General features: G+C 73.2%; 24 protein-coding genes. 16 read left to right on the top strand and 8 right to left on the bottom strand.

Annotated elements, in window-relative coordinates; genetic code table 11:
- The first annotated feature begins 848 nt into the window (after window positions 1–848).
- From HNR21_RS21255 to HNR21_RS21240, 4 genes are all read left to right on the top strand, one after another.
- Window positions 849–1664: an NAD(P)-dependent oxidoreductase gene (locus HNR21_RS21255; RefSeq protein WP_182706571.1), complete on the top strand. Its 816-nt coding sequence runs from the start codon at window positions 849–851 to the stop codon at window positions 1662–1664.
- A gap of 41 nt (window positions 1665–1705) precedes the next feature.
- Complete coding sequence (locus tag HNR21_RS21250) at window positions 1706–2566, top strand: mycofactocin-coupled SDR family oxidoreductase (RefSeq protein ID WP_182706570.1); 861 nt, start codon at window positions 1706–1708, stop codon at window positions 2564–2566.
- A 97-nt stretch (window positions 2567–2663) separates the two neighbouring features.
- Window positions 2664–2858 carry a ferredoxin gene (locus HNR21_RS35465; protein ID WP_182706569.1) on the top strand — a complete coding sequence of 65 codons (195 nt, stop codon included), beginning with the start codon at window positions 2664–2666 and terminating at the stop codon, window positions 2856–2858.
- 54 nt (window positions 2859–2912) lie between these two features.
- A complete protein-coding gene (locus HNR21_RS21240; protein ID WP_182706568.1) occupies window positions 2913–4274 on the top strand; it encodes a cytochrome P450 in 1362 nt (453 codons plus the stop codon).
- A gap of 68 nt (window positions 4275–4342) precedes the next feature.
- On the opposite strand, the gene HNR21_RS21235 is transcribed toward HNR21_RS21240, so the two are convergent.
- Window positions 4343–5788, bottom strand: a complete 1446-nt coding sequence (locus tag HNR21_RS21235) for an MFS transporter (protein ID WP_312881134.1) — start codon at window positions 5786–5788, stop codon at window positions 4343–4345.
- A 128-nt stretch (window positions 5789–5916) separates the two neighbouring features.
- On the opposite strand from HNR21_RS21235, the gene HNR21_RS21230 reads away from it, so the two are divergent.
- Window positions 5917–6372, top strand: a complete 456-nt coding sequence (locus HNR21_RS21230; protein WP_182706567.1) for a MarR family winged helix-turn-helix transcriptional regulator — start codon at window positions 5917–5919, stop codon at window positions 6370–6372.
- 4 nt (window positions 6373–6376) lie between these two features.
- Here HNR21_RS21230 and mftF read toward each other — a convergent pair whose 3' ends face one another.
- Together mftF and HNR21_RS21220 are read right to left on the bottom strand one after the other, a co-directional pair.
- On the bottom strand, window positions 6377–7783 hold the full coding sequence (mftF, locus tag HNR21_RS21225) for a mycofactocin biosynthesis glycosyltransferase MftF (RefSeq protein ID WP_182706566.1): 1407 nt from the start codon (window positions 7781–7783) through the stop codon (window positions 6377–6379).
- Window positions 7784–8074: 291 nt separating this feature from the next.
- Window positions 8075–9262 (bottom strand): PP2C family protein-serine/threonine phosphatase, encoded by a 1188-nt coding sequence (locus tag HNR21_RS21220; RefSeq protein WP_182706565.1) that lies wholly within the window; start codon window positions 9260–9262, stop codon window positions 8075–8077.
- Between the two features lie 107 nt (window positions 9263–9369).
- On the opposite strand from HNR21_RS21220, the gene HNR21_RS21215 reads away from it, so the two are divergent.
- Entirely contained in the window at window positions 9370–9855 is a 486-nt protein-coding gene (locus HNR21_RS21215) for a MarR family winged helix-turn-helix transcriptional regulator (protein ID WP_182706564.1), read from the top strand.
- Window positions 9856–9913: 58 nt separating this feature from the next.
- On the opposite strand, the gene HNR21_RS21210 is transcribed toward HNR21_RS21215, so the two are convergent.
- Window positions 9914–10381 carry an RsbRD N-terminal domain-containing protein gene (locus HNR21_RS21210; protein ID WP_182706563.1) on the bottom strand — a complete coding sequence of 156 codons (468 nt, stop codon included), beginning with the start codon at window positions 10379–10381 and terminating at the stop codon, window positions 9914–9916.
- A 111-nt stretch (window positions 10382–10492) separates the two neighbouring features.
- On the opposite strand from HNR21_RS21210, the gene HNR21_RS35460 reads away from it, so the two are divergent.
- Window positions 10493–10951 carry a MarR family winged helix-turn-helix transcriptional regulator gene (locus HNR21_RS35460; RefSeq protein WP_182706562.1) on the top strand — a complete coding sequence of 153 codons (459 nt, stop codon included), beginning with the start codon at window positions 10493–10495 and terminating at the stop codon, window positions 10949–10951.
- 194 nt (window positions 10952–11145) lie between these two features.
- Here HNR21_RS35460 and HNR21_RS21200 read toward each other — a convergent pair whose 3' ends face one another.
- Window positions 11146–12432 carry a vanadium-dependent haloperoxidase gene (locus HNR21_RS21200; protein WP_220500236.1) on the bottom strand — a complete coding sequence of 429 codons (1287 nt, stop codon included), beginning with the start codon at window positions 12430–12432 and terminating at the stop codon, window positions 11146–11148.
- Between the two features lie 416 nt (window positions 12433–12848).
- On the opposite strand from HNR21_RS21200, the gene HNR21_RS21195 reads away from it, so the two are divergent.
- The 5 genes from HNR21_RS21195 (at window position 12849) to HNR21_RS21175 (ending at window position 17826) form a co-directional block, all read left to right on the top strand.
- Complete coding sequence (locus HNR21_RS21195; protein ID WP_220500235.1) at window positions 12849–14783, top strand: APC family permease; 1935 nt, start codon at window positions 12849–12851, stop codon at window positions 14781–14783.
- A gap of 296 nt (window positions 14784–15079) precedes the next feature.
- Window positions 15080–16192, top strand: a complete 1113-nt coding sequence (locus tag HNR21_RS21190) for a serine hydrolase domain-containing protein (RefSeq protein WP_182706561.1) — start codon at window positions 15080–15082, stop codon at window positions 16190–16192.
- Window positions 16193–16334: 142 nt separating this feature from the next.
- Window positions 16335–16502: a hypothetical protein gene (locus HNR21_RS21185; protein ID WP_182706560.1), complete on the top strand. Its 168-nt coding sequence runs from the start codon at window positions 16335–16337 to the stop codon at window positions 16500–16502.
- Between the two features lie 142 nt (window positions 16503–16644).
- Complete coding sequence (locus tag HNR21_RS21180; protein ID WP_182706559.1) at window positions 16645–17229, top strand: orotate phosphoribosyltransferase; 585 nt, start codon at window positions 16645–16647, stop codon at window positions 17227–17229.
- 105 nt (window positions 17230–17334) lie between these two features.
- Window positions 17335–17826 carry a PaaI family thioesterase gene (locus HNR21_RS21175; protein WP_182706558.1) on the top strand — a complete coding sequence of 164 codons (492 nt, stop codon included), beginning with the start codon at window positions 17335–17337 and terminating at the stop codon, window positions 17824–17826.
- 75 nt (window positions 17827–17901) lie between these two features.
- Here the strand turns inward: HNR21_RS21175 and HNR21_RS21170 are convergent, their stop codons facing one another.
- Together HNR21_RS21170 and HNR21_RS21165 are read right to left on the bottom strand one after the other, a co-directional pair.
- On the bottom strand, window positions 17902–18090 hold the full coding sequence (locus tag HNR21_RS21170; RefSeq protein ID WP_182706557.1) for a ferredoxin: 189 nt from the start codon (window positions 18088–18090) through the stop codon (window positions 17902–17904).
- The gene (locus tag HNR21_RS21165) at window positions 18087–19397 is read right to left on the bottom strand and encodes a cytochrome P450 (protein ID WP_182706556.1); all 1311 of its coding nucleotides are present in this window, start codon (window positions 19395–19397) and stop codon (window positions 18087–18089) included. The genes HNR21_RS21170 and HNR21_RS21165 overlap by 4 nt, the downstream gene beginning before the upstream one ends.
- Before the next feature lie 462 nt (window positions 19398–19859).
- Here HNR21_RS21165 and HNR21_RS21160 point away from each other — a divergent pair, with 462 nt between their 5' ends.
- From HNR21_RS21160 to HNR21_RS21145, 4 genes are all read left to right on the top strand, one after another.
- A complete protein-coding gene (locus tag HNR21_RS21160; protein ID WP_182706555.1) occupies window positions 19860–20876 on the top strand; it encodes an acyl-CoA dehydrogenase family protein in 1017 nt (338 codons plus the stop codon).
- Between the two features lie 2 nt (window positions 20877–20878).
- The gene (locus HNR21_RS21155) at window positions 20879–22057 is read left to right on the top strand and encodes an acyl-CoA dehydrogenase family protein (protein WP_182706554.1); all 1179 of its coding nucleotides are present in this window, start codon (window positions 20879–20881) and stop codon (window positions 22055–22057) included.
- A gap of 300 nt (window positions 22058–22357) precedes the next feature.
- Window positions 22358–22561 (top strand): cold-shock protein, encoded by a 204-nt coding sequence (locus HNR21_RS21150; protein ID WP_119730245.1) that lies wholly within the window; start codon window positions 22358–22360, stop codon window positions 22559–22561.
- 268 nt (window positions 22562–22829) lie between these two features.
- Window positions 22830–24227: a DEAD/DEAH box helicase gene (locus HNR21_RS21145; RefSeq protein ID WP_182706553.1), complete on the top strand. Its 1398-nt coding sequence runs from the start codon at window positions 22830–22832 to the stop codon at window positions 24225–24227.
- On the opposite strand, the gene HNR21_RS21140 is transcribed toward HNR21_RS21145, so the two are convergent.
- Entirely contained in the window at window positions 24224–24595 is a 372-nt protein-coding gene (locus HNR21_RS21140; protein ID WP_182706552.1) for a VOC family protein, read from the bottom strand. The two genes, HNR21_RS21145 and HNR21_RS21140, sit on opposite strands and share 4 nt — an antisense overlap.
- Window positions 24596–24754 lie beyond the last annotated feature (159 nt).

The following is a 24754-nucleotide window of genomic DNA, read 5'->3' as shown; positions in this document are numbered from 1 at the left end:
CTCATCGCTTCTCCTTTCGGGGCCTGCGGCGGTCGCATCGACGCCGCGGACGCGTGCGGCCCGCCGTCACGTCCGGGAGCGCACGGCGTGGGCCGGGGCGGGGATCTCGACGGGCTCCGTGCGGGGGCGGAGCGGTGGGCATGGCGGTCCGGACCGTCGGCGGGAGACCCGGGGTCCGGGTGCCCGCCGGCGGGCTGATCGCCCCTGTCCCCCTGGGCGTGCGAACAGAGAGCGGTTCGGCTCCGGTGCCGTCCGGAACGGACCGGAAGGGCCGGCCTGGTGCCGGCGGCCGGCTCAGGGCGAAGACAACCAGCCGCCGAGCCGCACCGTCAAGCAGCCCGATCCCGCCCCGCTGCCCTGCCCCGCACGGCAGGACGGGCGACGGTCGTCCTTCTCCGGTCCGCCGCGCCCGACCCGGCCACCCGCCGCCCCGACCCGTTCCCACCGCTGTGAGCTGCGCGTTCATCGAACGGAAGACCGGCGCACCGCGTGTTGAACACCAGTTCGCTTACATGAATCTTCGTTCACTTTTTTGATTGATTGCCTAAATGACTGAGCGTGCGTAGCATCCACTGTGACCTGCATCTCTCGAGGAGGTGATGCACGTCGGCGGTGACGCCTCGTCACCCCGGCGCCCCAGAACCCCTCCGCGTCCCTGCCGGGCGGTGCCGACCGGCGAGGGCGCGCCATGGGCGAAGCAGGCCCCGCTCGATCCCTGGGCGCAGTCGAGCCACAGGTCGTCGCCGCGACGACGCGCGACCGTCCGCCGTCCCCGGTGACCGTTCCGGCCGCCGGAGCGGTGGTCGCGCGGAGCGTGCGGCGACGGCCACTGACTGAGGAGGAACGTGATGCGCCTCGGATTCATCGGAGCCGGGCGGATGGGCCGCCCGATGGTGCGCCGGCTCGTCCGGGCGGGCCACGAGGTGCGGGTGCTGGGCCGTTCGGCCGAGGCCCGGGACGCGCTCGCGGCGGAGGGGGCGCAGGTCGTCGCCGACCCGGCCGGCGTCACCGACGACGGCACCGACGCCGTGGTGGTGTGCGTCTTCACCGACGAGCAGGTCCGCCGGGTGTGCCTGGACGGGGGGCTGCTGACCGGGATGCCGCGCGGCTCGGCCGTCGTCGTGCACACCACCGGCAGCCCGGGCACCGCCGAGGCGGTCGCCGCGCGGGCCGAGCCGCTCGGGATCGGCGTGGTCGACGCCCCGGTCAGCGGCGGCCCGCACGACATCGCGGCCGGGCGGCTGACCGTCTTCGCGGGCGGCCCGCGGGAGGCGGTGGAACGGGTCCGGCCGGCGCTGGAGAGCTACGCCGACCCGGTGCTGCACGTCGGCCCGACCGGGGCCGGGCAGCGGGTGAAGCTGATCAACAACGCGCTGTTCGCGGCGCAGGTCGGGCTGCTGGCGGAGGCGGCCGGGCTGGGCGCGCGGATGGGGGTGGACGAGGGGGTCCTGCTGGGCGCCCTCACCCACGGAAGCGCCGCGAGCCGGGCGCTGACCGGTGTCGCGGCCAGGGGCACGGTGGCGGCGTTCGCCCAGGCCGTGGGCGACTTCGTCACCAAGGACGTCGACGTCGTGCGCAAGGTCGCCGCCGAGCTGGGCGGAGGGCTCGGCGCGCTGGAGCACGCGCTCAACGCTCTGGCCGGTGCGGTACCGCCCGCCCGGTGAACCGGGCCGGCGGGCGGATCACTCGAGAAGGGACATCACCGATGGGACGTGTAGAGGGCAAGGTCGCGTTCATCACCGGCGCGGCGCGCGGTCAGGGCCGCAGCCACGCGGTGCGGCTGGCCGAGGAGGGCGCCGACATCATCGCCGTCGACATCTGCCGGGACTTCGAGACGGTCGGCTACCCGATGGCCACGCCCGACGACCTCAAGGAGACCGTCCGGCTGGTCGAGGCGCAGGGCCGGCGGATCGTGGCGGCGCAGGCCGACGTGCGCGACGCCGGCCAGCTGCGGCGGGCGCTGGAGCAGGGCGTGAACGAGCTGGGCCGGCTGGACGTCGTGGTGGCGCAGGCCGGGATCGCCCCGCTCCAGGGCGAGCCGCCGATCCAGGCCTGGTGCGACGTCATCGACGTCAACCTGATCGGGTCGATCAACGCCGTGCAGGCCGCGCTGCCGTACCTGTCCGAGGGCGCCTCGATCATCGTGACCGCCTCCGCCGCGGCGCTGATGGACCACGGCATCGTGCAGACCCCGGGCACGAACCCCGGCGGCAGCGGCTACGCGTTCAGCAAGCGGGTGCTGGCGGACTACGCGCACGAGCTGGCCCGCAACCTCGCCCCCCGCGGCATCCGGATGAACGTGGTGCACCCGACCAACTGCAACACCCCGATGCTGCAGAGCGAGCCGATGTACCGGTCGTTCCGCCCGGACCTGGAGAACCCGACCCGCGAGGACGCCGAGCCGGCGTTCCGCGTGCAGCAGGCGATGCCGGTCCCCTACATCGAGCCGGTGGAGGTCAGCAACGCGGTCCTGTTCCTGGCGTCGGAGGAGGCCCGTTTCGTGACCGGAATGCAGATGCGGGTGGACGCCGGCGGCTACCTGAAGTGGCACGACTTCCACAAGTGACGTGACGGCCCCGCGCCGCCCGCACCGACGAGGGCGCGGGCGGCGCGGCCGGATCACCGCGTGCAGGATTCCCTTTTCGAGACAGGAGGACAGGCCGGTGAAGGTGCGAGTCGATTCCGAACGCTGCCAGGGCCACACGCTGTGCGCGATGAACGCTCCGGAGGTCTTCCGGCTGCGCGACATCGACGGCCATTCCGAGGTCGTGAACGAGGAGGTCCCCGCCGACCAGGAGGAACAGGCCGTCGAGGCCGTCAACTCCTGCCCGGAGCGGGCGATCTCCATCATCTCCTGAAGGCAACGGCGCCCGATTCTTTCCGCCATCCCCCGACGAGGAAGGGCACCGCCCATGAACACGGACGACGACGACCGCAAGCGGCACAGATACCATTTCGACCGGCACACGCCGGAGTACCGCCACCAGTTCGAGAAGATCACCGAGGAGATGCAGGCCAAGTGCCCCATCGCCTGGTCGGACACCTACGGCGGGCACTGGGTCGCCGCCGGGCACCGCGAGGTCTTCGAACTCGCCGCCCGGTCGGTGGAGTACCTGTCCAACGACAATGACATCAACAACGAGCGGCGCGGCTACAAGGGGATCTCCATTCCCACGCCCGAGCGGATGTCGCTCGTCCGGGGCGGCTTCCTGGAGATGGACCCGCCCGAGCAGCGGCACTGGCGCCAGGCGCTCAACCCGTACCTGTCGCCGGCCGCGGTCAACCGGTGGATCCCGGTGATCGACGAGGTGACCCGGGCCTGTCTCGACGAGAGGATCGAGGAAGGGCGGATCGACTTCGTCGACGATCTGGCCAACATCGTTCCCGCCGTGCTGACCCTGGCGATGATGGGCATCCCGGTCGAGCACTGGACCGTCTACAACGAGCCGGTGCACGCCGCCGTCTACACGCGGCCGAACACCCCCGAGGCGGAGCGGGTCGCCGAGCTGCACCAGGAGATGGGGCGGCACCTGTACGGCCAGATGACGGAGATCCGGGACAACCCCCGGCCCGGGCTGGTGAACGCCGCGCTCACCGTGGAGATCGACGGCCAGGTCCCGGACGACCTGGAGGTCCTGGGCGTGCTGTCGCTGATCATCGGCGGCGGTTTCGACACCACCACGGCGCTGACCGCGCACGCGCTGGAATGGCTCTCGGAGAACCCCGCCGAGCGCGAGCGGCTGAGCCGGGAGCGGGACACGCTGCTGAACTCGGCGACCGAGGAGTTCCTGCGCTACTACACCCCCGCGCCGGGCGACGGGCGCACGATCTCGGCCGACTGCGAGGTCCTCGGCACCCGGTTCAGGGAGGGCGAGCGGCTGTGGGTGTCGTGGGCGATGGCCAACCGGGATCCCTCGGTGTTCCCCGAGCCCAACAAGATCGACCTGGCCCGCAGGGGCAACCGGCACGCCAGCTTCGGCCTGGGCATCCACCGCTGCATCGGCTCCAACGTCGCCCGCACGGTCTTCAAGCGGATGCTCGTCCAGGTGCTCGACCGGATGCCGGACTACGTGTGCGATCCCGAGGGCACGGTGCACTACGACACGATCGGCGTCATCAACGGGATGCGCCATCTCCCGGCGACGTTCACCCCGGGTCCCAGGCTGGGGCCGGGTCTGGAGGAGACCCTGGAGAAGATCCAGCGGATCTGTGACGAGCAGCGGCTCGCCGAGCCGGTCACGGTCCGCAAGGCCGGCGCGCAACTCCCCGGCTGACCCCGGTCCGGACGAAGGGGCCGCCCGCCCCGTGGGCGGCCCTTTCGGCGTCGTCCTTCGGTGTCGTCTCACACCGTCGCCGCCGACGGCTCGGCCGCGGCGGGCTCCGGCTCCGCCGCGGCCCGGCGGCCCGGGATGGCCAGGGTGATCGCGGCGGCCAGCAGCGCCACGCCGCAGCCGATCAGCATCCCGGTCCGGAACCCGGCCTCCGACGGCAGGGTGCGCTCGCCGAGCCGTACGGTCATCCGGGCCAGCACCACCCCGACCACCGCGGCCGACACGGTGGTGCCGACGGCGCGCATCAGGGTGTTGAAGCCGTTGGCCGAGGCGGTCTCCGAGTGCGGCACCGCGTTCATGATCAGGGCGGGCATCGTCCCGTACGCCAGCGCGACGCCCAGGCTGCAGACGCAGGTGACGAGCAGCAGGCCCCACGCCGACCCCAGCAGGAGCATCGAGGACCCGTATCCGAGCGCGATGACCAGGGTGCCGGCCAGCAGGGTGACCTTGGGGCCGCGGGCGGCCGACAGCCGGGCGCCCAGCGGGGAGACCGCCATCATCACCAGGCCCGCCGGGGCCATCCACAGGCCGGCGGCCAGCATCGACTGCCCCAGCCCGTAACCGGTGGCCGCGGGGAGCTGCAGCAGTTGCGGCGCGATCAGCGCCTGCGCGTACATCGCGAACCCGACCACGACGGAGGCCGCGTTGGTCAGCAGGACCTGGCGCCGCGCGGCGACGCGCAGGTCCACCAGCGGGTCGGCGGTGCGCAGCTCCCACCGGCCCCACGCCGCCAGGACGACCGCCGCCGCGGCGAACAGCCCGAGGGTGGTGCCGCTCGCCCAGCCCCAGTCGCCGCCCTTGGACACGCCCAGCAGCAGGCACACCAGCCCCGCCCCCAGGCCGAGCGCGCCGACGAGGTCGAAGCGCCGTTCCCGCGCGGCGCGGGCGGGCGTGGGCGGCACCAGCAGCCGGACCAGCAGGGCCACCACGGCGCCCAGCGCCGCCGCACCCCAGAACAGCGCCCGCCAGCTCGCGTGCTCGGCGACGGCCGCGGAGACCGGCAGGCCGAGCGCCCCGCCGATGCCCAGCGAGGAGCTGATCAGCGCGATCGCCGAGCCCAGCCGCTGCGGCGGCACCAGCTCGCGCAGCGCGCTGATGCCGAGCGGGATGATGCCCATGCCGACGCCCTGCAGCCCCCGGCCGACGATCATCGGGGCGGCGGAGGCGGCCAGCGCGCAGACCACCGAGCCGGTGATCAGCGGCACCGTGCAGGCCAGCAGCATGCGGCGCTTGCCGTACAGGTCGCCGAGCCGCCCCAGCACCGGGGTGGCGACCGCCCCGGCCAGCAGCGTGGCGGTGACCGCCCAGGAGGCGGTGGAGGCGGTGGTGTGCAGCAGCCGCGGCAGCTCGCCGATCAGCGGCACCACCAGGGTCTGCATGAGCGAGGCGACGATGCCGGCCGCCGCCAGCGCGGCGACGATCCGGCCGGTGCGGTCGCCGGTCTGCAGGTCCGCCACGGGCGTTCTCCTCGTCTCGGGGCATGTGCATCATACATAAGGAGTGCATGATGCATAAGATCGGGATGGTGCACATCCGGTGTGGTAGACCTGCCGGTGAGGGCGCGGCGGCACGGGAGGAGGCGGGCATGGACGAGGTCACGCATCTGGTCGAGTTCGAGACGATGCTCATCGGGCGGCACCGCGACATGGCCCTGCTCCGCGCCGGCGGCGGCGACCGGCATCTGGACCGCAGCGCCTACCTGCTGCTCAGCCGCATCCAGATGACCGGGCCGATGTCCATCGGGCAGCTCAGCGAGGCGTTCGGGCTGGACGTCTCCACCCTCAACCGGCAGACCTCCGCCATGCTGCGCCGCGGGCTGGTCGAGCGCATCCCCGACCCCGAGGGCGGCATGGCCCGCAAGTTCGTCATCACCGAGGAGGGCAGGCGCCGCCTCGAGGAGGAGCGCGCCCGCAACATCCGGGGCCTGGAGAAGACGCTGGCGGACTGGTCGCCGGAGGACGTCGCCGCCTTCGCCGCCTACCTGCGGCGCTTCAACATGAGCATCGAGCGTCTCACCGGCCGCCCCTGGCCCCGGCCCTGAACCGTCACACCGTCCTGCGGACGATCATCGGGCGGACCGGTACGGCGGTGCGGTGGCGGAGGCAGCCGGCCCAGACCCCGGCGCCGTAGGCCATGTCGTCGGCCAGGACGCCGAGCGTGAACCGCACGGGATCCAGGGCGGGGCGGCGTTCGGACCATGTGGCCAGCGGCGGGCCGAGCAGCAGCGACGCCGTGGCGACGCGGCGGGGCCAGCGGTTGCGGCCTCCGGCCGCCAGCAGCGCGAGCAGCGCCGGGCCGGCGAACTGGGTGGCGTAGCGGCCGGTGCCGAGCCATGTCCGGTACGTCGCCTCGGCCATCGCGCGCGGCACTCCCCGCGTCGGGATCCCGGCCTTGCGGAGCCTGCGGTACATCGTCAGGTTCGCCATGCCGAACGCCGCGGCGGCGGCGAGGGGACGGCGGGCCAGCAGCGCGGCGACGGTCAGCGCGGGCCAGGGATGCAGGGCCAGCGGCGACACCGAGGTCGGGTGGCGCACCGCCAGCGGGGCGGCCGAGGTGCCGTAGCGGAACCGCCGGGACAGCAGGCCGCCCCAGGTCGGCGGCTCGTGGTGGCCGATCCGCACGGCGGGGTCGTACCGGATCCGCCAGCCGTTCTCGTGCAGCCGCCAGACCAGGTCGACGTCCTCCCCCACCGGCATCGCCGGGTCGAACGCCTCACCGCCGCGCGCCACGTCCAGCAGGGCGGAACGACGCGCCATCAGCGCTGCGGTCGGCACGTACGACACCCGCGCGCCCGGGGCCACCCGCGCCGGGCGGTCGCCCAGGTCCAGGCCGCCGTTGGCGCGCGCGTAGCGGCCCGGCCCGGTGTCGGGCGCGAGCGCGACGATGCGGGGCGCGACCGCCGCGACCAGCGGGTCGGCGAAGTGCCCGGCCAGCCGGTCGACCCAGCCGGGTTCCGGGAGGCAGTCGCTGTCGATGAAGGCGACCAGCTCACCGGCGGTGTGCTCCAGCCCGGTGTTGCGGGCGGCGGCGGGACCGCCGTTCACCGGCCGCCGCACGAGCTTGGCCCCGTGGCGGCGGGCGACCTCGGCGATGGCGGCCCCGTCGGCCGACCCGTCGTCGACCACCAGGACGGGGTGCCGGTCGCCGAGCGCGGACAGGCAGCGGTCCAGCAGGGCCGGGCGGTCCAGGACGGGGATCACCACGGTCACGTCGGCCGCGTCGATGCCGGGAGGGCACGGATGCGCCAGGCCCGCGTCGGTGAGGCGGCGGGCCAGGGCGCCCGTGACCGGCGAGGAGACGGGGCCGTCGGCCAGTTCCCGCCAGGCGGCCAGGCCCGCGTCGCTCAGCCGCATGACACGGGCCGGGGAGCCGCCGAACCACAGTCCCTCGGCGAGCCGTCTGGTGGCGGCGTCCAGGGTGATGCGGAATCCGTTCGGGAGGGGCGGGATCACGGGGTCGGTCCTCCATCCGCCGGCACGGCGGCGTCGTCTCCGGGATCGATGGGGTCATCGTTCCGTCGCCGCCCGGCCCGACCGGTCCGCCACCAGGGCGGCCGGCCCCGCCGCGGCGTGCCGGAGCAGCTTACGGCCCTCCTCGGCATCGGCGTCCAGCCGGGTCGCCGGGCACCCCGCCGGCGGTGACCGCCCGCAGGCCGTCCGAGGGCGCCCGGTGCCGGAAGAGCCGCCCGCCACGCTAATGGCACCCCGTGCAGAAAGAAAGGGGCCCCGCTCACCCGGCGGGGTCTACCGCAACGTGTCGGCGGAGCGGCCGGTCCAGTCCAGGCAGACGATGACGGCGTCGTCGGCGAGTTCGTTGTCGCGGGTGTAGGCGAGCAGCTCGCGGATCAGGGTGCGGACGACCTCGGGCGGGTTCTGCAGCCGGGTCCGGCGCAGGGCGCTGAGCAGGTCGAGGGCCCCGTAGCTGCGGCCGTCCGCGGACAGGGAGTCGTGGACCCCGTCGCTGACGACGACCAGCCGGTCGCCGGCCCGCAGCGGGATCTCCTGCTCGACGTACTCGGTGTCGCCGAACATCCCCAGCGGCATCTGCTGCTCCAGCGCGATGGGCGTGACGGCGCCGTCGCGGAGCCGGAACATCCGGGGGGACCCGGCGTCGACGGCCCGCAGCACGCCCGCCTCCAGGTCGAAGCGCAGCAGCAGGGTGCCGACATAGCGGTCGCCGGCGTGCTGGGCGTAGACGGCCTGGTTGGCCATGGCCGCCTGCTCGGTCAGGTCGGCGCCGGAACGCCGGGCGTTGCGCAGGGCGCCTATGGACAGGTGGGTGAGCAGGGCGGCGTCGATGCCCTGCCCCATGCCGTTGGTGACGGTGACGGTGAGGTGGTCGGACGCGGCCGCCCAGTCGAAGTTGTCGCCCCACACGGCGTACGCGGGTTCGAGCTGACCGGCCAGGGAGTACTCGTCGGTGACGCAGGCGCGGCCCGGCAGCAGATCCCACTGGATCTCGGCGGCGAGGGTGAGGCGGGCGCGGCGCCGGATCCGGCGGAAGGCGTCGGTCCTGGTGTCGGCGACCGCCAGGGCGCGGGACACCACGGCCGCGGCGGCGACCAGCTCGTCGACCTCGTCGGCGTCCGGCATCCGGGCCAGGGTGACGGTCAGCACGCCCATGCGGTCCCCGTGGACCGTGAGGGGCAGGTGCAGGCGGCCGCCGGACTCGGTCGCGAACCGTTCGCCGAACGGCTCGGGCACCGGCCGCTGGGAGGCGAACGCGCGGCCCGCCGGGCAGTCCTCGATGCGCACCGGATCGTGCTTGGGGGTGACCGGGATCAGCAGGGCGACCTGGTAGTCGGCCAGCCAGATCTCGGTGTTGCGGGCGCTGAAGGCGGCGGTGACGGCGGTGCGCGCCGCGTCGGCGACCGCGTGGGGCTGCGCCTGCCACAGCGCGAGTTCCAGGGCGGAGAGGCGTTCGCTGATCATGTGGGCTCGTCTCTGGTCGGATCGCCCAGGCGAGCCGAGGCGAACGGAAAGGGGGTGGAGGTGGCCGGATCATCTCGCGGCGGGCGGGAATGTGTAACAGTGGGATCATGTCCGCACCCCGCCACGACGGTCCGCCCGCCGACGACCTGGAGCGGCTGGCGGCCGCGGTGGACGAGGCGGCGGGGGTCCTGGCGACGGTGTGGTCGGCCGGTCATCTGACCGCCCCCGTTCCGGCGACCCAGTTGCGGGCCCTGTTCGTGGTGGAACGGCACGGTTCCCTCAGCGTCAGCGCGCTGGCCGAGGAGATGGGCGCGCTGCTGTCGTCGGCCAGCCGGCTGTGCGGGCGGCTGGAGGCGACCGGTCTGCTGGAGCGGGTGCCGGGAGCCGACCGGCGGGTGATCACCGTGCGGCTCAGCGCCCAGGGCAGGGCACTGCTGGAGGAACTGCGGCAGGCCCGCCGGCATTCCCTCGCCCGGATCCTGGCGGGCATGGATCCGGCCGACCGGACGGCCCTGCTGAACGGGCTGCGGGGGTTCCGCGCGGCGACGGTGCGGGACGACGGGGACTCGGCGGGCTTCCCGATGCCGGCCTGACGTCCGCCCCGCACGGCCCGGCACGGCCTCCCGGCGCGCCGCGCCGCGGCGTCCGTCGTCAGCAAGCGCCCGCCTCCATCGCGACCAGCCGCAGCGTCCCCATCAGCTCGGCGACGGCCGCCCGGGCGTCGGCGTGATCGCGCACCAGTGCGGCCAGCGGCTCGCACAGCTCGGCGACCTCGAGGCCGACCTGCGAGGCGGTGGCGCCCACCGTGGCCCGGGCCGCCGCGATCTCCGCCAGGTACGGCCTGGCCCGCGTGAATCCGGCGGCCCGCGGATCGGCGCAGCAGCCCGTCTCGGCGACCTCGGCCAGCGCGTCCACCAGCCGGTGCGCCGCCTCGACCGCGGCCTCGCGACGGTCCCGGTAGACCGCCTGGAACAGCGCCGTCTCCGCCCAGCGGTGCGCGATCCGCCCGCTCCTGGCCCGCAGCGTCTCGGCCACCACGGCATCGCCGCGCGGCACGGCGTCCGTTCCCGATGAGCCGTCCGGGCAGGTCATCGCGGGATCCCGATCCGCGTCGCGCACCACTCGCCCTCCGTCGCCTTCCTGTTCGGCGGAACGCCGGTGTACCGGGGCGTTCCGTGGGGATGTGACGACCACCTGTGACCGCCCCCCATCGAACGGCGAGGACAGCCGGTGGACGAATCCAGCCAGGAGAAGATCCAGGCCGCCGACAACCAGTCGCTCGAACGTTCCGGACGCGCGTTCATCGCCGTGTGGTGCCGTGCCCAGGAGCAGGTCGCCGGGCACGTCCCGCCCTCGCAGCTGCGCGCGCTGGAGATCGTCGCCGCGCATCCCGGCATCAGCATGCGGGAACTGGCCGACGACCTGCAGGCGATGCCGTCCTCGGCCAGCCGGCTGTGCGACCGGCTGGAGGCCGCGGGACTGCTGGCGCGCGTGCCGGTCCGCACCGACCGCCGCCAGGTCTCGCTGCGCCTCACGCCCGCCGGCGACCGGCTGATCCGGGACCTGAACCGGCAGCGGCGCCGCGACCTGGACGCGGTCCTGGAACGGATGACCCCGCAGGAGCGCGAACGCCTCGGCCAGGGCCTGGCCGCGTTCGCCGAACGCGCCAGGCCGCCGGATCCCTGCTGAGACCGGACCGCCGACCCACCCCACCGGACACACAGCGTCACGAGCGACGCCTAATAGTTGCCACGCGACAATCATAGGCCAGCCGCCCCCCGGGCCACATCTCCCTGGCGGAAACGCACCCCCTCGACCGCGCCGGAACGCCCACCGGCCCCGCGCCGCCATGGCGGTGCGGGGCCGGTGGGGAAGCGGTGTCGTCAGCGGAACAGGCGATGGGCGTTCTGGAGGGTGTGCCGGGCGACCTGCCGGCCGAGGACGACGCCCGCGGTGTCGGCGGTCCTGGTGTGGATGCCCGACCAGACTCGCGCGTCGACGTTCTCCCGGGTCAGGGTGCGCCAGTCGGTGTAGGTGCGGGTGACCCCCGGCGCGGTGGGGCTGGTGAGGGTGAACGGCGCGGTGCGGGCGCCCACCAGCGAGGTCAGGATCTGCTCGGCGGCACCCGAATAGGTGGCGTGGCCGCTCGGGTAGTCCGGGTGGGCGGGGGTGGTGTGCAGCGGCGTCCAGTCCGGGTCGGGCTCGGTGGCCGGGTCGCCGTCGATGTCGGCGGAACGGATCGCGGTGACGGGCCGCCACCGCAGGTGGGCGTACTTGCTGTCGGAGGTCGCGATCTGGGTGTCCACCAGCGCGACGTGGAACAGCGCCACCAGCCTCGCCCGTTCGGCGACCGGCCGGTCCAGCCGCGCCAGGGCGACCCGCAGCGGCCCGGTGTAGAGGGTCAGCGAGGAGCCGTACCAGAACGCCGCGGTCTCGGTCTGCAGGGCGGTCCGCACCGTGCTGTCGGCCGAGCCGTACGCGCGCACCTCGGCCAGGTCCGCCCTGTACCGGGGAGAGCCGAGGGCGGGCGGCGGGGCGAGCCGGTACTGGTCGGCGCGCTCCAGCAGGAACGGCCGCGCCCTGCGGTTGCCCGCCTGCAGGCCCGGGCTGTGGGCGGGCGGGGTGGGCTGCCAGATTCCGGGGCCGGGTTCGGGCGTCGGGAAGGCGACGTTGACCGAGGCGGGATCGAGCCCGTCGCCCTCCCGCGCGGCGAGGACGGTACGGGCCTGCGCGGCGCCCGCGGCCAGGCCCCGCTCCTCCGCCGGCCCGTCGGGGATCCGCTCCAGCGTGCGCCGCAGCCGGGCGTCGAGATCCTCGGCACGGGCGGGGATCAGGGTCACCAGGGTGGTGTGCACCGCACCGGCCAGCGCCGCGTCCCGGTAGTCGCGGACGTCGACGCCCGAGGGCGTCGCGCGCAGGGCGCGGGCGGCGGCCAGCCAGCCGATCGCCCAGGTGCGGCTGTTGGTGGACTGGGTCGGCGCCCCTGCGGCGGCGATGGTCTCCGCGGTGGCGTCGTACCACTCCAGCGCCACATCGGTCCGCGCTTCCGCCGTCGCCGGCGGCACCGCCGTCGTCAGCGCCGCCACGGCGACGGCGGAGACCACGGCGGCGGGACCGCGCCGGACGCGCCGCGACCGGAGAACGGGCAGGGCATGAGATCTCGACTGCACGCTTGCGCTCCTATCGAGGAAGGGGAAAGGAGAAGGGGCCTGCCGGGCCGAAGGGAGAGGCGTCCGGGACCACCCGCACGCGTGGGCGGGCATGGGCGAGCCTGCGGCGGATGCGCTCGTCAGAGACAGCGGGCGCTGCACACGCGCAGCAGATCGATGTGGCGGCGGGCCACGAGCTCACTTCCCCGGATCACGCCGCAATGCTGGCACGGATGAAACCTACTGTCTAGATCGATTTAGTAGAGATGTGTCACCGCTCCGGTCCGGTGGACCGTCGCAAGGCGCTGAGCTGCGGAATCGGCGGATCCGGCCCGGCCCGCGCCCGGGGGGAACGTTTGGTCGTCGCCGGATCGGGGTTTCAGTAGGGTGTCCCGCCCTTTGCTTCGAGCGGGTCGGAAAGGCACGGGGGAGCGTGGATGAGCACGTCGGTGCGACCGTCGTCCGGGGGCGCGGTGCGGCGATGGCTGCTGCAGGGACTGCATCGGCCGGGGCACAGGCACGGGCCGCACCATCGCGGCGGCGCCGAGCACGAGCAGGTGACGCACCGGCAGCACCGCTGGTGGCAGGTGATGTGCCTGACGGGCGTGGACTACTTCTCCACCCTGGGCTACCAGCCGGGCATCGCGGCGCTGGTCGCCGGCGCGCTCAGCCCGGTCGCGACGCTGCTGCTGGTGGCGCTGACGCTGTTCGGCGCGCTGCCGGTCTACCGGTCGGTGGCCCGGCAGAGCCCGCACGGGCTGGGGTCGCTGTCGATGCTGGAGCGCCTGCTGCCCGGCTGGCGCGGCAAGCTGCTGGTGCTGTTCCTGCTCGGCTTCGTCGCGACGGCGTTCATCGTGACGATCACCCTGTCGGCCGCCGACGCCACCGCGCACGTCCTGCACAACCCGTTCGTCCCCGAAGGGCTCGCCGGGTGGCAGGTGCCGGTGACGCTGCTGCTGATCGCGGCGCTGGGAGCGATCTTCCTGGTCGGGTTCAGCGAGGCGATCTCGATCGCGGTGGTGCTGGTGGCGGTCTACCTGGCGCTGAACGCCGTCGTCGTCGGCACGGCCCTCGTCCACGTCGCCGGTGAGCCGCAGGCGGTGACCGACTGGCGGAACGTGCTGAGCGCCGACCACTCCGGCCCGCTGGCGATGGTGGCGGTCTCGCTGCTGGTGATGCCCAAGCTGGCGCTGGGGCTGTCCGGCTTCGAGACCGGCGTGGCGGTGATGCCGCTGATCAAGGGCGATGTCGCGGAGCGCATCCGGGGGGCGCGGCGGCTGCTGACCACGGCGGCGCTGATCATGAGCGTCTTCCTGATCACCTCCAGCTTCGCCACCACGGTGCTGATCCCGGCGGAGGAGTTCGAGGAGGGCGGCGAGGCCAACGGGCGGGCGCTGGCGTATCTGGCCCACGAGCACCTCGGCGACTGGTTCGGCACCGCCTACGACCTGTCGACCGTCGCCATCCTGTGGTTCGCCGGGGCCTCGGCGATGGCCGGGCTGATCAACATCGTTCCGCGCTACCTGCCCCGCTACGGGATGGCGCCGGACTGGACGCGGGCCACCCGGCCGCTGGTGCTGATCTTCACCGCGGTCTCGTTCACGATCACCCTGGCGTTCGGCGCCGAGGTCGAGGCCCAGGGCGGCGCCTACGCCACCGGGGTGCTGGCGTTGATCCTGTCCGCCGCGGTCGCCGCCACGCTGGCCGCCGCGGTCCGCCGGCAGCGCCGGGCCGCCCTCGCGTTCGGCCTGGTCTCGGCGGTGCTGGGGTACGCGATGGTGGCCAACATCGTCGAACGGCCCGACGGCCTGGTGATCGCGATCCTGTTCAGCACGGCGATCGTGGTGACCTCGCTGATCTCCCGCGCCACCCGGTCCACCGAACTGCGCGTCACCTCCGTCACCCTGTCCGACGAGGCCCGCCGGATCCTCGGCGAGGTGGGCGACATCCGGTTCATCGCCAACGAGCCCGACAGCCGCGACCAGGGCGAGTACATCGACAAGGCCCGCGAGGCCTGGGAACTGCACCGCCTGCGCAGCACCGAGACGCCGATCTTCCTGGAGATCACCATCTCCGACGCCTCGCAGTTCGAGAGCGAACTGCGCGTCACCGCCGAGGAACGGCACGGCTACCGCATCCTGAAGGCCGAGAGCCCCAGCGTCTCCAACGCGATCGCCGCGATCCTGCTGCACGTGCGGGACGAGACCGGAAGGCTGCCGCACGTCTACTTCCACTGGGCCGAGGGCAACCCGATCGGCGCCCTGCTGCGCTACCTGGTCCTCGGCGGCGGCGACATCCCCCCGCTCACCCGCGAGATCCTCCGCCAGGCCGAACCCGACGTCAAACGCCGCCCCGTCGTCCACGTGGGCTGACGCCGCCGCGGGGCGAGAGCCGTTCATCGGTCGGTTCGGGCTCGGTGACCGGCGCCCCACCGTGTCCGGCCGTGCACGAGGGGCTGTCCGAGCCAAGCCGATCATGTTAGGTTCCGCCCAGGAACTTACGTCGTAAGTAGGTGGTCGGCGGCCCGTGCGGCGGGAGCCGCCTGCGCGAAGGAGCTGTCATGCCCGTCGTGTCCGTCCTGTTCGCACCCGGTTGACCGGCCCCGCACCCCGCATCCCCTCGTCGTCGCCGGAACGGCCCCTCCGTTCCCACCCCCAGGAGCGCCCCCATGCCCCCCAGAGTGCTGCCCGTGGCCATGGCCACCGCCCTGACGCTCGCCCTCTCCGTCCCCGCCGCGCAGGCCGCCCCGGTCCACTCCCCCGCCGCTGCGGCCGTGGACGCCAATTGGCCGTACTCGGTGCTTCCCGGCTTCGACCCGCTGCGGGCGTCCTCCCGGCCGATGACGCTGGTCAGCGCGCCCCGGAAGCTGAACGTCAGTTACACGGTGAACGGCCGGACCCGCACCCTGCAGGACTACCTGAACCGCACCGCCCAGGGGTTCGTCGTCCTGGACGGCGACAAGATCGTCAACGAGTGGTACGCGTGGGGCTTCACCCGCCACTCGCTGTTCCAGTCCTGGTCGATGGCCAAGTCCTTCACCGCCGACGCGATCGGGATCGCCCTGGACGAGGGGAGAATCCGTTCGCTGGACGACACGGTCGGCAGGTACGTCCCCGAGCTGGGGAACTCCGCCTACGGGAACGTCTCGCTGCGGAACCTGCTGCGGATGTCGTCGGGCATCGCGTGGAACGAGGTCCCCGACAACGTCCCGCTGCACCTGTCGGCGAGCCTGGGCGCCCAGAGCACCCTGCAGATGGCGGCCGCCGCCCGGCGCGGCTGGGAGCCGGGCACCCGGTTCAGCTACAACAGCCTCAACAGCGCCGTGCTGGCCCTCGTCCTGCAACGGGCCACCGGCATGCCCTTCCACCGGTACGTCCAGAAGAAGATCTGGGGTCCCGCCGGCATGGCCGCCGACGCCTACGTCGGCAACGACTCCAACGGCAACGGCATGGGCTACTGCTGCTTCTACGCCACCGTCCGCGACTACGCCCGCTTCGGCAGGCTGATGCTCGACCGCGGCGCCGTCGCGGGCCGCCAGGTCGTCCCCCGGGCCTGGGTCGCCAAGGTCACCACGCCGACGGGCGTCAGCCCCACCTACGGCCTGCACTGGTGGATCGACCCTGGCGAGGGCTTCTACGCCGCCGGAGCCTTCGACCAGAAGATCTACGTCTCCACCCGCCACAGGGTCGTCATCGTCCGCACCACCGGCCTGAACGTCAACGAGGCCGAGACCCTGCCCGCCATGCGCGCCATCGCCGCCGAGGTCGCCCGCACCCGCTGACCGAAGCCTGGAGCACACCCCGCCGGGCAGGACCCCGCAACCGCGAGCATGGCGGGCCGTCCCAGCCCGCCGTGCTCGCGGCCGAACGCGCGATGCACGGTGAGATGCTCACCGGGTGAGCTTCCACCCCTATGCCCAAGCCGTGCGTGACCGCGCCCTCCCCTACGGCAGGCGCTACACCTCCCTGCGGTGCGCGGTGGGCTGCTACCGTCCGCTCGGATTCAACGCCACCTGGTCTTATCTGAGCACCGCGGGCGCCCTCCGTAGCGACGAGAAGGCATTGCTGCGGGCCTGGACATGTTGGAACTGAGCCGGAACGCATGGCTCGCCGAACTGCGCGTCTTCGCAGAACGGCGCCGCAGGGAGAAACTGGAGCACCGGCGAAAGCCCACGGCGGCGGAGGTCCGGTACATGTACGCCTCTCGTTCCGATCATGGTGGGAGACTGCGGGCATGAGGGACGAGCCGTTGTCGATGATCGGTGCGCGCCGGGGGCACTTCCGTCTGGAGTCCGGGCATCACGGGGATCTGTGGCTCGAGGTCGATGCGCTGTTCCGCCGGCCGGCCCGGCTGCGACCGGCGATCGGCTCGTTGGCGCGACGGCTCGCCGCGCATGACGTGGAGGTGGTCTGCGGTCCCCTCAGCGGCGGCGCGTTCGTCGCGCAGATGGTCGCCCTCGAACTCGACGCCGAATTCTGTTACACCGAGCGCATCGCGGTTCCGCAGGCCGGCGCCCTCTACTCCGCCCGGTACCGCCTGCCACCGGAGTTCGCGGTGAACGGCCGCCGTGTGGCCGTGGTCGACGACGTGATCAACGCCGGTTCCGCCGTGCGGGCCACGTTGTCCGCGCTCCACGACGCTCAAGCCGTTCCCATGGCCATCGGGGCCCTGCTCATGCTGGGCCGGAACGCCGCCACCCTCGCAAAGGATCACGGGCTCGCCCTGGAGGCGGTCGCCGACCTCGACAACACCCTGTGGCCCCCGCAGAACTACCCGCTGTGCGCCACCGGCACCCCTCTGGAGGACCTCATCGCCTGAGGCATGTCCGGTTCGTCGTGGGCGGTGGGGCTGGGGCGTTCTGGGGGAGCGGGTGGATATGCTGCACGCGGTCCGTGCCGTTCCGGTCCGTGGGAGGGGTCACCGGTGAGCGACGCCGCCGAACTGCGGGACGACACGATGCGCGTCGCCGAACTCCCGGAGGACCAGCGCGAGCACATCCGCTCGATGTTCCAGGCGTCGCCGCTGAGCGCGCTGCTGGATCTGCGGCTGGTCGAGATGAGTCCCCGGCACGCGGTGGTCTCCATGCCGAACGGCGCCCAGGCGTTCAACAGCTCGGGGCGGCTGCACGGCGGGGCCATCGCCACGCTGATCGACCAGGCCGCCGGCACGGCCGCCGCCAACGCCGGCGGGCTGGACACGACCACCCACTCCCTGGTGACCGTGGACCTGCACGTCCGGTACTTGGCACGTGCCAAGGGCGACCGGGTGTACGCGCGTGCCGAGGTCCTCAAGGTCGGCGGCCGTCTCATCACCGTCGAGTGCAAGGTCACCGACGACGCGGGCGGGCTGGTGGCCACCTCGGACTTCGGCATGATGATCGTTCCCCGCCACGGCCAGGCCGGCGGCGGGTCCTAGCGTTCCCGGCCGGGAAAGCGGGGACCGTCCGCCGGAGGGCTCTGGCGGACGGTCCCCGGGCCCGGCACGGCGACGTCAGGTCTCGGTGATGGCGCGTTCGGGGCACTGGCGGACGGCGGTGCGGACCGCCTCCTCGAACTCGGCGGGGACCTCGGGGGTCAGCACCACCGCGTAGCCGTCGTCGCTCAGGTCGAAGACCTCCGGGCACAGCGCGCAGCAGACGCCGTGGCCCCGGCAGCGGTCCTCGTCGACGGTGACCTTCATCGGACCTCGTCCTCCGCGTCCCCCGCGGCCTCCGCGGGCGTGAACTGCAGGTTCAGGTGGGTCAGTCCCCGCAGGATGTAGGTCGGGAGGTAGCTGAAGCGGCGGGCGTCGGCGGGGCCGTGCACGCGCTCGTCCAGCCTGATGTCGGCGGTGCGGTCCAGCAGCCGGGTGAAGGCCACCCGCGCCTCGGCCCGGGCCAGGGGCGCGCCGGGGCAGGTGTGGATGCCGCGCCCGAACGCGATGTGGTGGCGGGCGTTCCTGCGGTCGATGTCGAACGTCGCCGGGTCCTCGAAATGGCGCGGGTCGCGGTTGGCGGCCCCGTTCAGCACCATCACCGTGGTGCCCGCGGGGATGTCGACCCCGCCCACCGTGGTCGGCACGCGCGACAGCCGGAAGTCGCCCTTGATCGGGCTCTCGGTCCGCAGCGTCTCCTCGATGAAGTTGGGCAGGCGGTCGCGCTCGGCGCGCACCAGCGCCTGCAGGTCGGGGCGCTCGGCGAGGATCTTGAGCCCGGAGGACAGCAGCCGGACGGTGGTCTCCTGACCGGCCGCGAAGAGGTTGGCGGCCACCCGCACGACGTCGATGACCTCGGGGGTCGAGCCGTCGGGGAACGTCGCGGCGGCCAGGCCGGTGAGCACGTCGTCACGGGGCTCGCGGCGGCGGTCCTCGATGTAGCCGGTGAACCTCCCGTACAGGAACTCCAGCGGGGAGTGCGCCAGCGAGTCCTCGCCGGTGCTCCCGACGCCGGCCTGCGACCGCGGCCGGTGGTGGAGCACCTCGACGAACTCCGCGCGGTCCTCCTCCGGCACGCCGAGCAGGTCGGCGATGACCAGCAGGGTGAACGGCCCGGCGAAGCCGCCGATGAACTCGCCCTCGCCGCCGGCCAGGAAGTCGTCCAGCAGCCGGTCGGCGACCTGCCACATCGACGCCTCGTTCTCCTTCAGGCGCCGGGGCGTGATCAGCTTCATCAGCAGCGCGCGGTGCCGGGTGTGCTCGGGCGGGTCGAGCGTCGGGAGCTGGTCGCTCATCGGGAGTTCGTCGCGGTGCCGCTCGATCAGCTCGGTCACGTCGTCGCCCTCGAGCGGGACCGGGAAGCCGGGGAACGGGCCGGTCACAGAGACGCACGAGGAGAACGTCTCGGTGTCGTTGAACACCTGGACCGCCTCGTCGTACCCCGTCACCATCATCACGCCGTGGTGGCGTTCGCGCCGTACGGGGCACCGCCCGCGCAGCGCCTCGAAGTACGGGTACGGATCCGTGACGAGCTCGTCACCGCGGAAGAAGTCGAGCCCTTCGAAGTCGTCCACCGTCTGCACCGCTCCCTTCGACACCGCAACGCGAGTGTCCGCCGGCCGTGAATGATCCGATCGTGTCGTCGTGGTGCGGGTCGGTGCGGCGGCCCGGGCCGCCCTTCCTCCGTCCGCCCGGACACGGCCGGGGGCGCCCCGCGCCGGGCCGCCGCCGTGTCCGGAACCGCATCCAGCGTCCTCTCGGTGTCTGGAAACTACCTTCTCTGCGGACGGCAATCAAGTATTCCCAGCCGGAACGGCAGGCTCATGACCGACACCGGAGCGCATCCGGACCACCCGTACCGGCATCCCGTCCCTCGCAACCCAGGGGACGACGACCTTACGAGATGATGGTTGTCACTAGATGAAAATATCATTATCGTCCAGAGTGATCGCCATTGTCGAAGGCGTTCCCGGCACGTACGGCCGGGGCGGCTCGGGCGTGACCACCGCCGGACGACGCTGCGAAGGTGGCCCTCCGTGAACCTGGACCTCACCGACGATCAGGAAGCCCTGCGCGGCGCCCTGCGCGAGTTCTTCGACAAGGAGTCGCCTCCTGAGGTCGTCCGGGCCGCGGAGCCCCTGGGGTTCGACGCCGCCCTGTGGCGCAAGGTGGTCGGGCTGGGCCTCCCGGCGATCGCCGTCCCCGAGGAGCGCGGCGGAGGCGGCTCCGGGTTCGTGGAGCTCGCCATCGCCGCCGAGCTCGTGGGGCGGTCGCTGGCGCCCGTGCCGCTGATCGAGGCCGCGGTCGCCACCGCCCTGCTCGCGTCGCTGCCCGGCGAGGCGGCGTCGGCCGCCGTCGCCGGTGAGCTGCTGGCCACGACGGCGTTGCACCCGGCCGCCGGGGACGTCGCCCGGCTGGTCCCGGCCGGCGCGGTGGCGGACCTGGTCGTCGTGCTGCGCGGCGAGGAGCTCCTCGCCGTCCGCACGACCGGCGGTCCGGCCGAGGCCGTTCCCAACCTCGGCGCGATGCCGATCGCGGACTGCCGCCTGGACTCGGGCGAGGTGACCGTGCTGGCCAGGGGCGCGCAGGCCGTCGCCGCCCACCGCCGCGCGGTGCGGCACTGGGAGCTGCTGACCGGCGCGGCGCTCGTCGGGATCGCGTCCAGGGCGCTGGAACTCGGCATCGACTACGTCCTGGAACGCCGGGCCTTCGGCGTTCCCATCGCCGGTTTCCAGACGGTCCAGCACCGGCTGGCCGACAACGCGACCGCCCTCGAGGGCGCCCGGCTGCTCGCCTACAAGGCCGCGTGGGCGCACGACGCCGGGCTGCCGTCCGCCGGAACGCTGGCCACGATGTCGCTGCTGTTCGCGTCGGAGACCGCCGTCAAGACGGCGTCCGACAGCCTGCACTTCCACGGCGGCTACGGCTACACCCTCGAGTACGACGTCCAGCTCTACTTCCGGCGCGCCAAGGCGTGGCCGCTGGTGGCCGGTGACCGGCGGGCCGCCTACGCGGAGCTGCCGCACCGCCTGTTCGACGTGACGGAGGGATGACGATGGACTTCTGGGAGTCCGACGACCTGGCCGAGCACCGCGAGGCGGCGCGCGCCTGGGTGAAGGCCAACGTACGGCCGGAGTGGGTCGGCGAGCAGCACCGCAGCGGCTGCCACCAGACGATGGAGCTGCACGCGCTGCTGGCGCGCGACGGGCTGCTGGCCGCCGGCTGGGCGCCGGAGTACGGCGGCGGCGACGTCGACCCCGACTTCGCCCGCGCCGTCTTCGACGAGTGCGCCCGGATGGGGCTGCACTTCGACGGGTGGGCGACGACGACCATGGTGCTCCACACCATCGATCACATCGGCACGCAGGAGCAGAAGCGCCGCTACATCCCCGCCGCGCTGCGCGGCGAGCTGCTGGTCGCCCTCGGGTACAGCGAGCCGGACTCCGGCTCGGACGTGGCGGCGGCCAAGACGACCGCCGTACGGGACGGGGCCGAGTGGGTGATCAACGGCCAGAAGATGTTCACCAGCACGGCGCAGGTGTGCAGCCACGTCTTCGTCCTGGCCCGCACCGATCCGGACGCTCCCAAGCACAGGGGGCTGTCGCTGTTCCTCGTGCCGACGGACGCCCCCGGGTTCGAGCTCCAGCCGATCCGCACGCTCGGCGGCCAGGTCACCAACGCGACCTTCTACACCGACGTGCGCGTCCCCCACGACGCCCTGATCGGCGAGGTCGACCAGGGCTGGAACGTCATGCGGGTGGCCCTGGTGTACGAGCGGGGCGTCTCCAGCCCCACCTCGGTCGAGCGGACGGTGGCCGACGACCTCGCCGCCTGGGCGCGCGGGGCGCGCCGTCCCGACGGCACCGCCGTTCTGGACGACCCGCTGGTCGCCGAGCGGATCGGCAGGATCGCCGTCGAGGAGGAGGTCTCCCGGCTGCTGAGCCACTGGATGAACTGGCACGCCGCCAAGGGCGGGGTGCCGGGCCCCGAGGGGTCGATGCGCAAGCTCTTCTGGAGCGAGGCCGGCAACCGGCACTACGCCGAAGCCCTCGACATCCTGGGGGCCGAAGGCGTGCTGGCCCCGGAGGCCCCGGGCGCCCCCGCCGGCGGCGCGTTCGAACACGGCTTCCGCAACGCCGTCGTCACCACCATCTACGGCGGGGCCAGCGAGATCCTCCGCGACATCATCGCCGAACGCCGCCTCGGCCTCCCCCGCAGCCGCCCCGCCCTCTGATCCCCCCGGCTCAGGGCCGCTGCACCCCGGGTCAACCCGGTAGGTCTCCGCGACCCCGGTCGTCCTCGTTCATCCCGGAACGCGGACGACCGGGGGTCGCGTCGCCCGCCTCGGGCGGTTGTGGCGGCCGGGGCGTCGCCGTGTTACGGTGGACGGCAGTTGCGGTTCCCATGGATTTCTCGATGTGCGCCTGCCGGCTCAGCCCAGGCGCATTTTTGTTTCCTGGATCTTCCTGATGGGGTCATCGCGGCGCCCCGGCCCGCAAGGTGCGGGACGGGAATCGATCCAAAGGAGACGGATATGGCCACCGGCACCGTGAAGTGGTTCAACGCCGAAAAGGGCTTCGGTTTCATCGCGCAGGACGGCGGAGGCGACGACGTCTTCGCGCACCACACCAACATCGCCACCCAGGGCTACCGGGAGCTCCGGGAGGGCCAGCAGGTGTCGTTCGACGTCACCCAGGGCCCGAAGGGCCTGCAGGCGGAGAACATCGTCCCCGCCTGACGCCCGGCGCGCGGGGCGCCGCGGGACCGGGCCGTCCGGTCCGTTCCCACGGCGCCCCGCCACCCTCGTTCCGTCATTTCCCCGCCGGTACGCGTGACATCGCGTTCGGCGTCCAAGGCCCGCGTCGGCCGTATCGACGCGACCGGCGGCGCATCCGCCGCCCGTCATCTCCCTGGTCCGTTCTTGAGAATTCTTCGCCCGGTCATGCGGCCGGCCGGTTGTGTGCAGCGAAGTGCTCCTCGACGTACCTCCCGAGGAAGGCATTTCCATGTCCCGCACCATCCGTCCGCGCCATGACCGTTCGTCCCGGTCCGACACCCAGACCGGCCGTGCTCATCGGCCGCCCGGTGACGGACGGCCGGCCCACGGCGCGCCCTCCCCGTCATCCCCCGTCTCGGCGTTCCGCGACCTGGACCTGCCGCAGGCCCTGCTGACGGCACTGCGGAACCAGGGCGTCACGACCCCGTTCCCCATCCAGGCGGCGACCCTGCCGGACACGCTGCGCGGACGGGACGTCCTCGGCCGCGGACGCACCGGCTCCGGCAAGACCCTCGCGTTCGGGCTGGCGCTGCTCGCCCGCACCGCGGGCCGGCGCGCCCGGCCGCGGCAGCCCCTGGCGCTGGTGCTCGTTCCCACCCGGGAACTGGCGCAGCAGGTCACCGACGCGCTCACCCCCTACGCGGACGCGGTGCGGCTGCGGCTGACCACGGTGGTCGGCGGGCTGTCCCTGTCCCGTCAGGCGAACGCGCTGCGGCACGGCGCGGAGGTCGTGATCGCCACGCCCGGCCGGCTCGCCGACCTGATCGACCGCGGCGACTGCGACCTGAGCCGGGTGGACGTCACCGTCCTGGACGAGGCCGACCAGATGGCCGACATGGGCTTCCTCCCCCAGGTCACCGGGCTGCTCGACCAGGTCCCGGCGGAGGGTCAGCGGATGCTGTTCTCCGCCACCCTGGACCGCGGCGTCGACCGGCTGGTCCGCAGGTTCCTGAACGACCCGCTCACCCACTCGGTCGATCCGCCCGCCGGGGCGGTGACCACCATGGAGCACCATCTGCTGCACGTCGCCGAGTCCGACAAGCAGGACGCGGCCGCGCACATCGCCGCCCGGGACGGCCGGGTCATCATGTTCGTCGGCATGAAGCACGCCGCCGACCGGCTCGCCCGCAGGCTGCGCTCCAGCGGCGTGCGCGCCGCCGCGCTGCACGGCGGCAGGACCCAGTCCCAGCGCAACCGCACGCTGGAGGCGTTCCACGCGGGCGACGTCACCGTGCTGGTCGCCACGAACGTCGCCGCCCGCGGCATCCATGTGGACGACCTCGACCTGGTCGTCAACGTGGACCCGCCCGCCGACCACAAGGACTATCTCCACCGGGGCGGCCGCACCGCCCGGGCCGGACGTTCCGGCACCGTCGTCACCCTCGTGCTGCCCGGCCAGCGCCGCGAGATGGAACGGCTGATGTCCGCCGCCGGCATCACCCCGCACAGCACCCGCGTGCGGCCCGGCGACGGCGAGCTCGTCCGCATCACCGGGGCCCGTACGCCCAGTGGGGTGCCCGTCCCCACCGCCTCTTCCGACGCCCGCACCGCGTCCCGCCGCGACGGCTCGCGCACATCCTCGCGACGCGGATCGGCCGCGCGCTCCCGGGTGGCGCTCCCCCGCTAGGAGACGCGTGCCCGGAGCAGGCAGAACTCGTTGCCCTCGGGATCGGCGAGGACGTGCCAGGACTCCTCGCCGCTCTGGCCGATGTCGACGAGCCGCGCTCCCGCGGCAAGGAGGCGTTCGAGTTCGGCCTCCTGATCCCGGTCGGTGCTGTTGAGGTCGAAGTGCAGGCGCAGCTTGCCGTTCTTGGGCTCGTCGGTCCGGCTGAGCACAAGAGTGGGCTGAAGGCCGCCGAACCCCTCCCGGGGACCGATCTCGATGTCGTCGCCCTCTCGCCCCAGCACGACGAAGCCCAGCACCTCGCACCAGAAACCGGCGAGTTTCTCCGGATCATGGCAGTCCAGCACCAGCTCAGTGATACGGCTGGCCATCGACGTCCCCTCCCCCGCCGCGCACGCGCGCCTCGTCCTGGTCCCTCATACGGCTCTCGTCACCGTACATGGAGCCGGGGGACGTACGCCGTCGCCCGGAACCCTCCGGGCCGCCGGGGCGGCGGTGTCACCGGAGTGGCCGGTCGAGGTCGAGGCGGA

The sequence above is a fragment of the Thermomonospora cellulosilytica genome (genome assembly GCF_014138835.1).
Classification (GTDB): Bacteria; Actinomycetota; Actinomycetes; order Streptosporangiales; family Streptosporangiaceae; genus Thermomonospora; species Thermomonospora amylolytica.
Note: the sequence above shows the minus strand (reverse complement) of the source record. Positions and strands in the feature narration are given on the sequence as shown.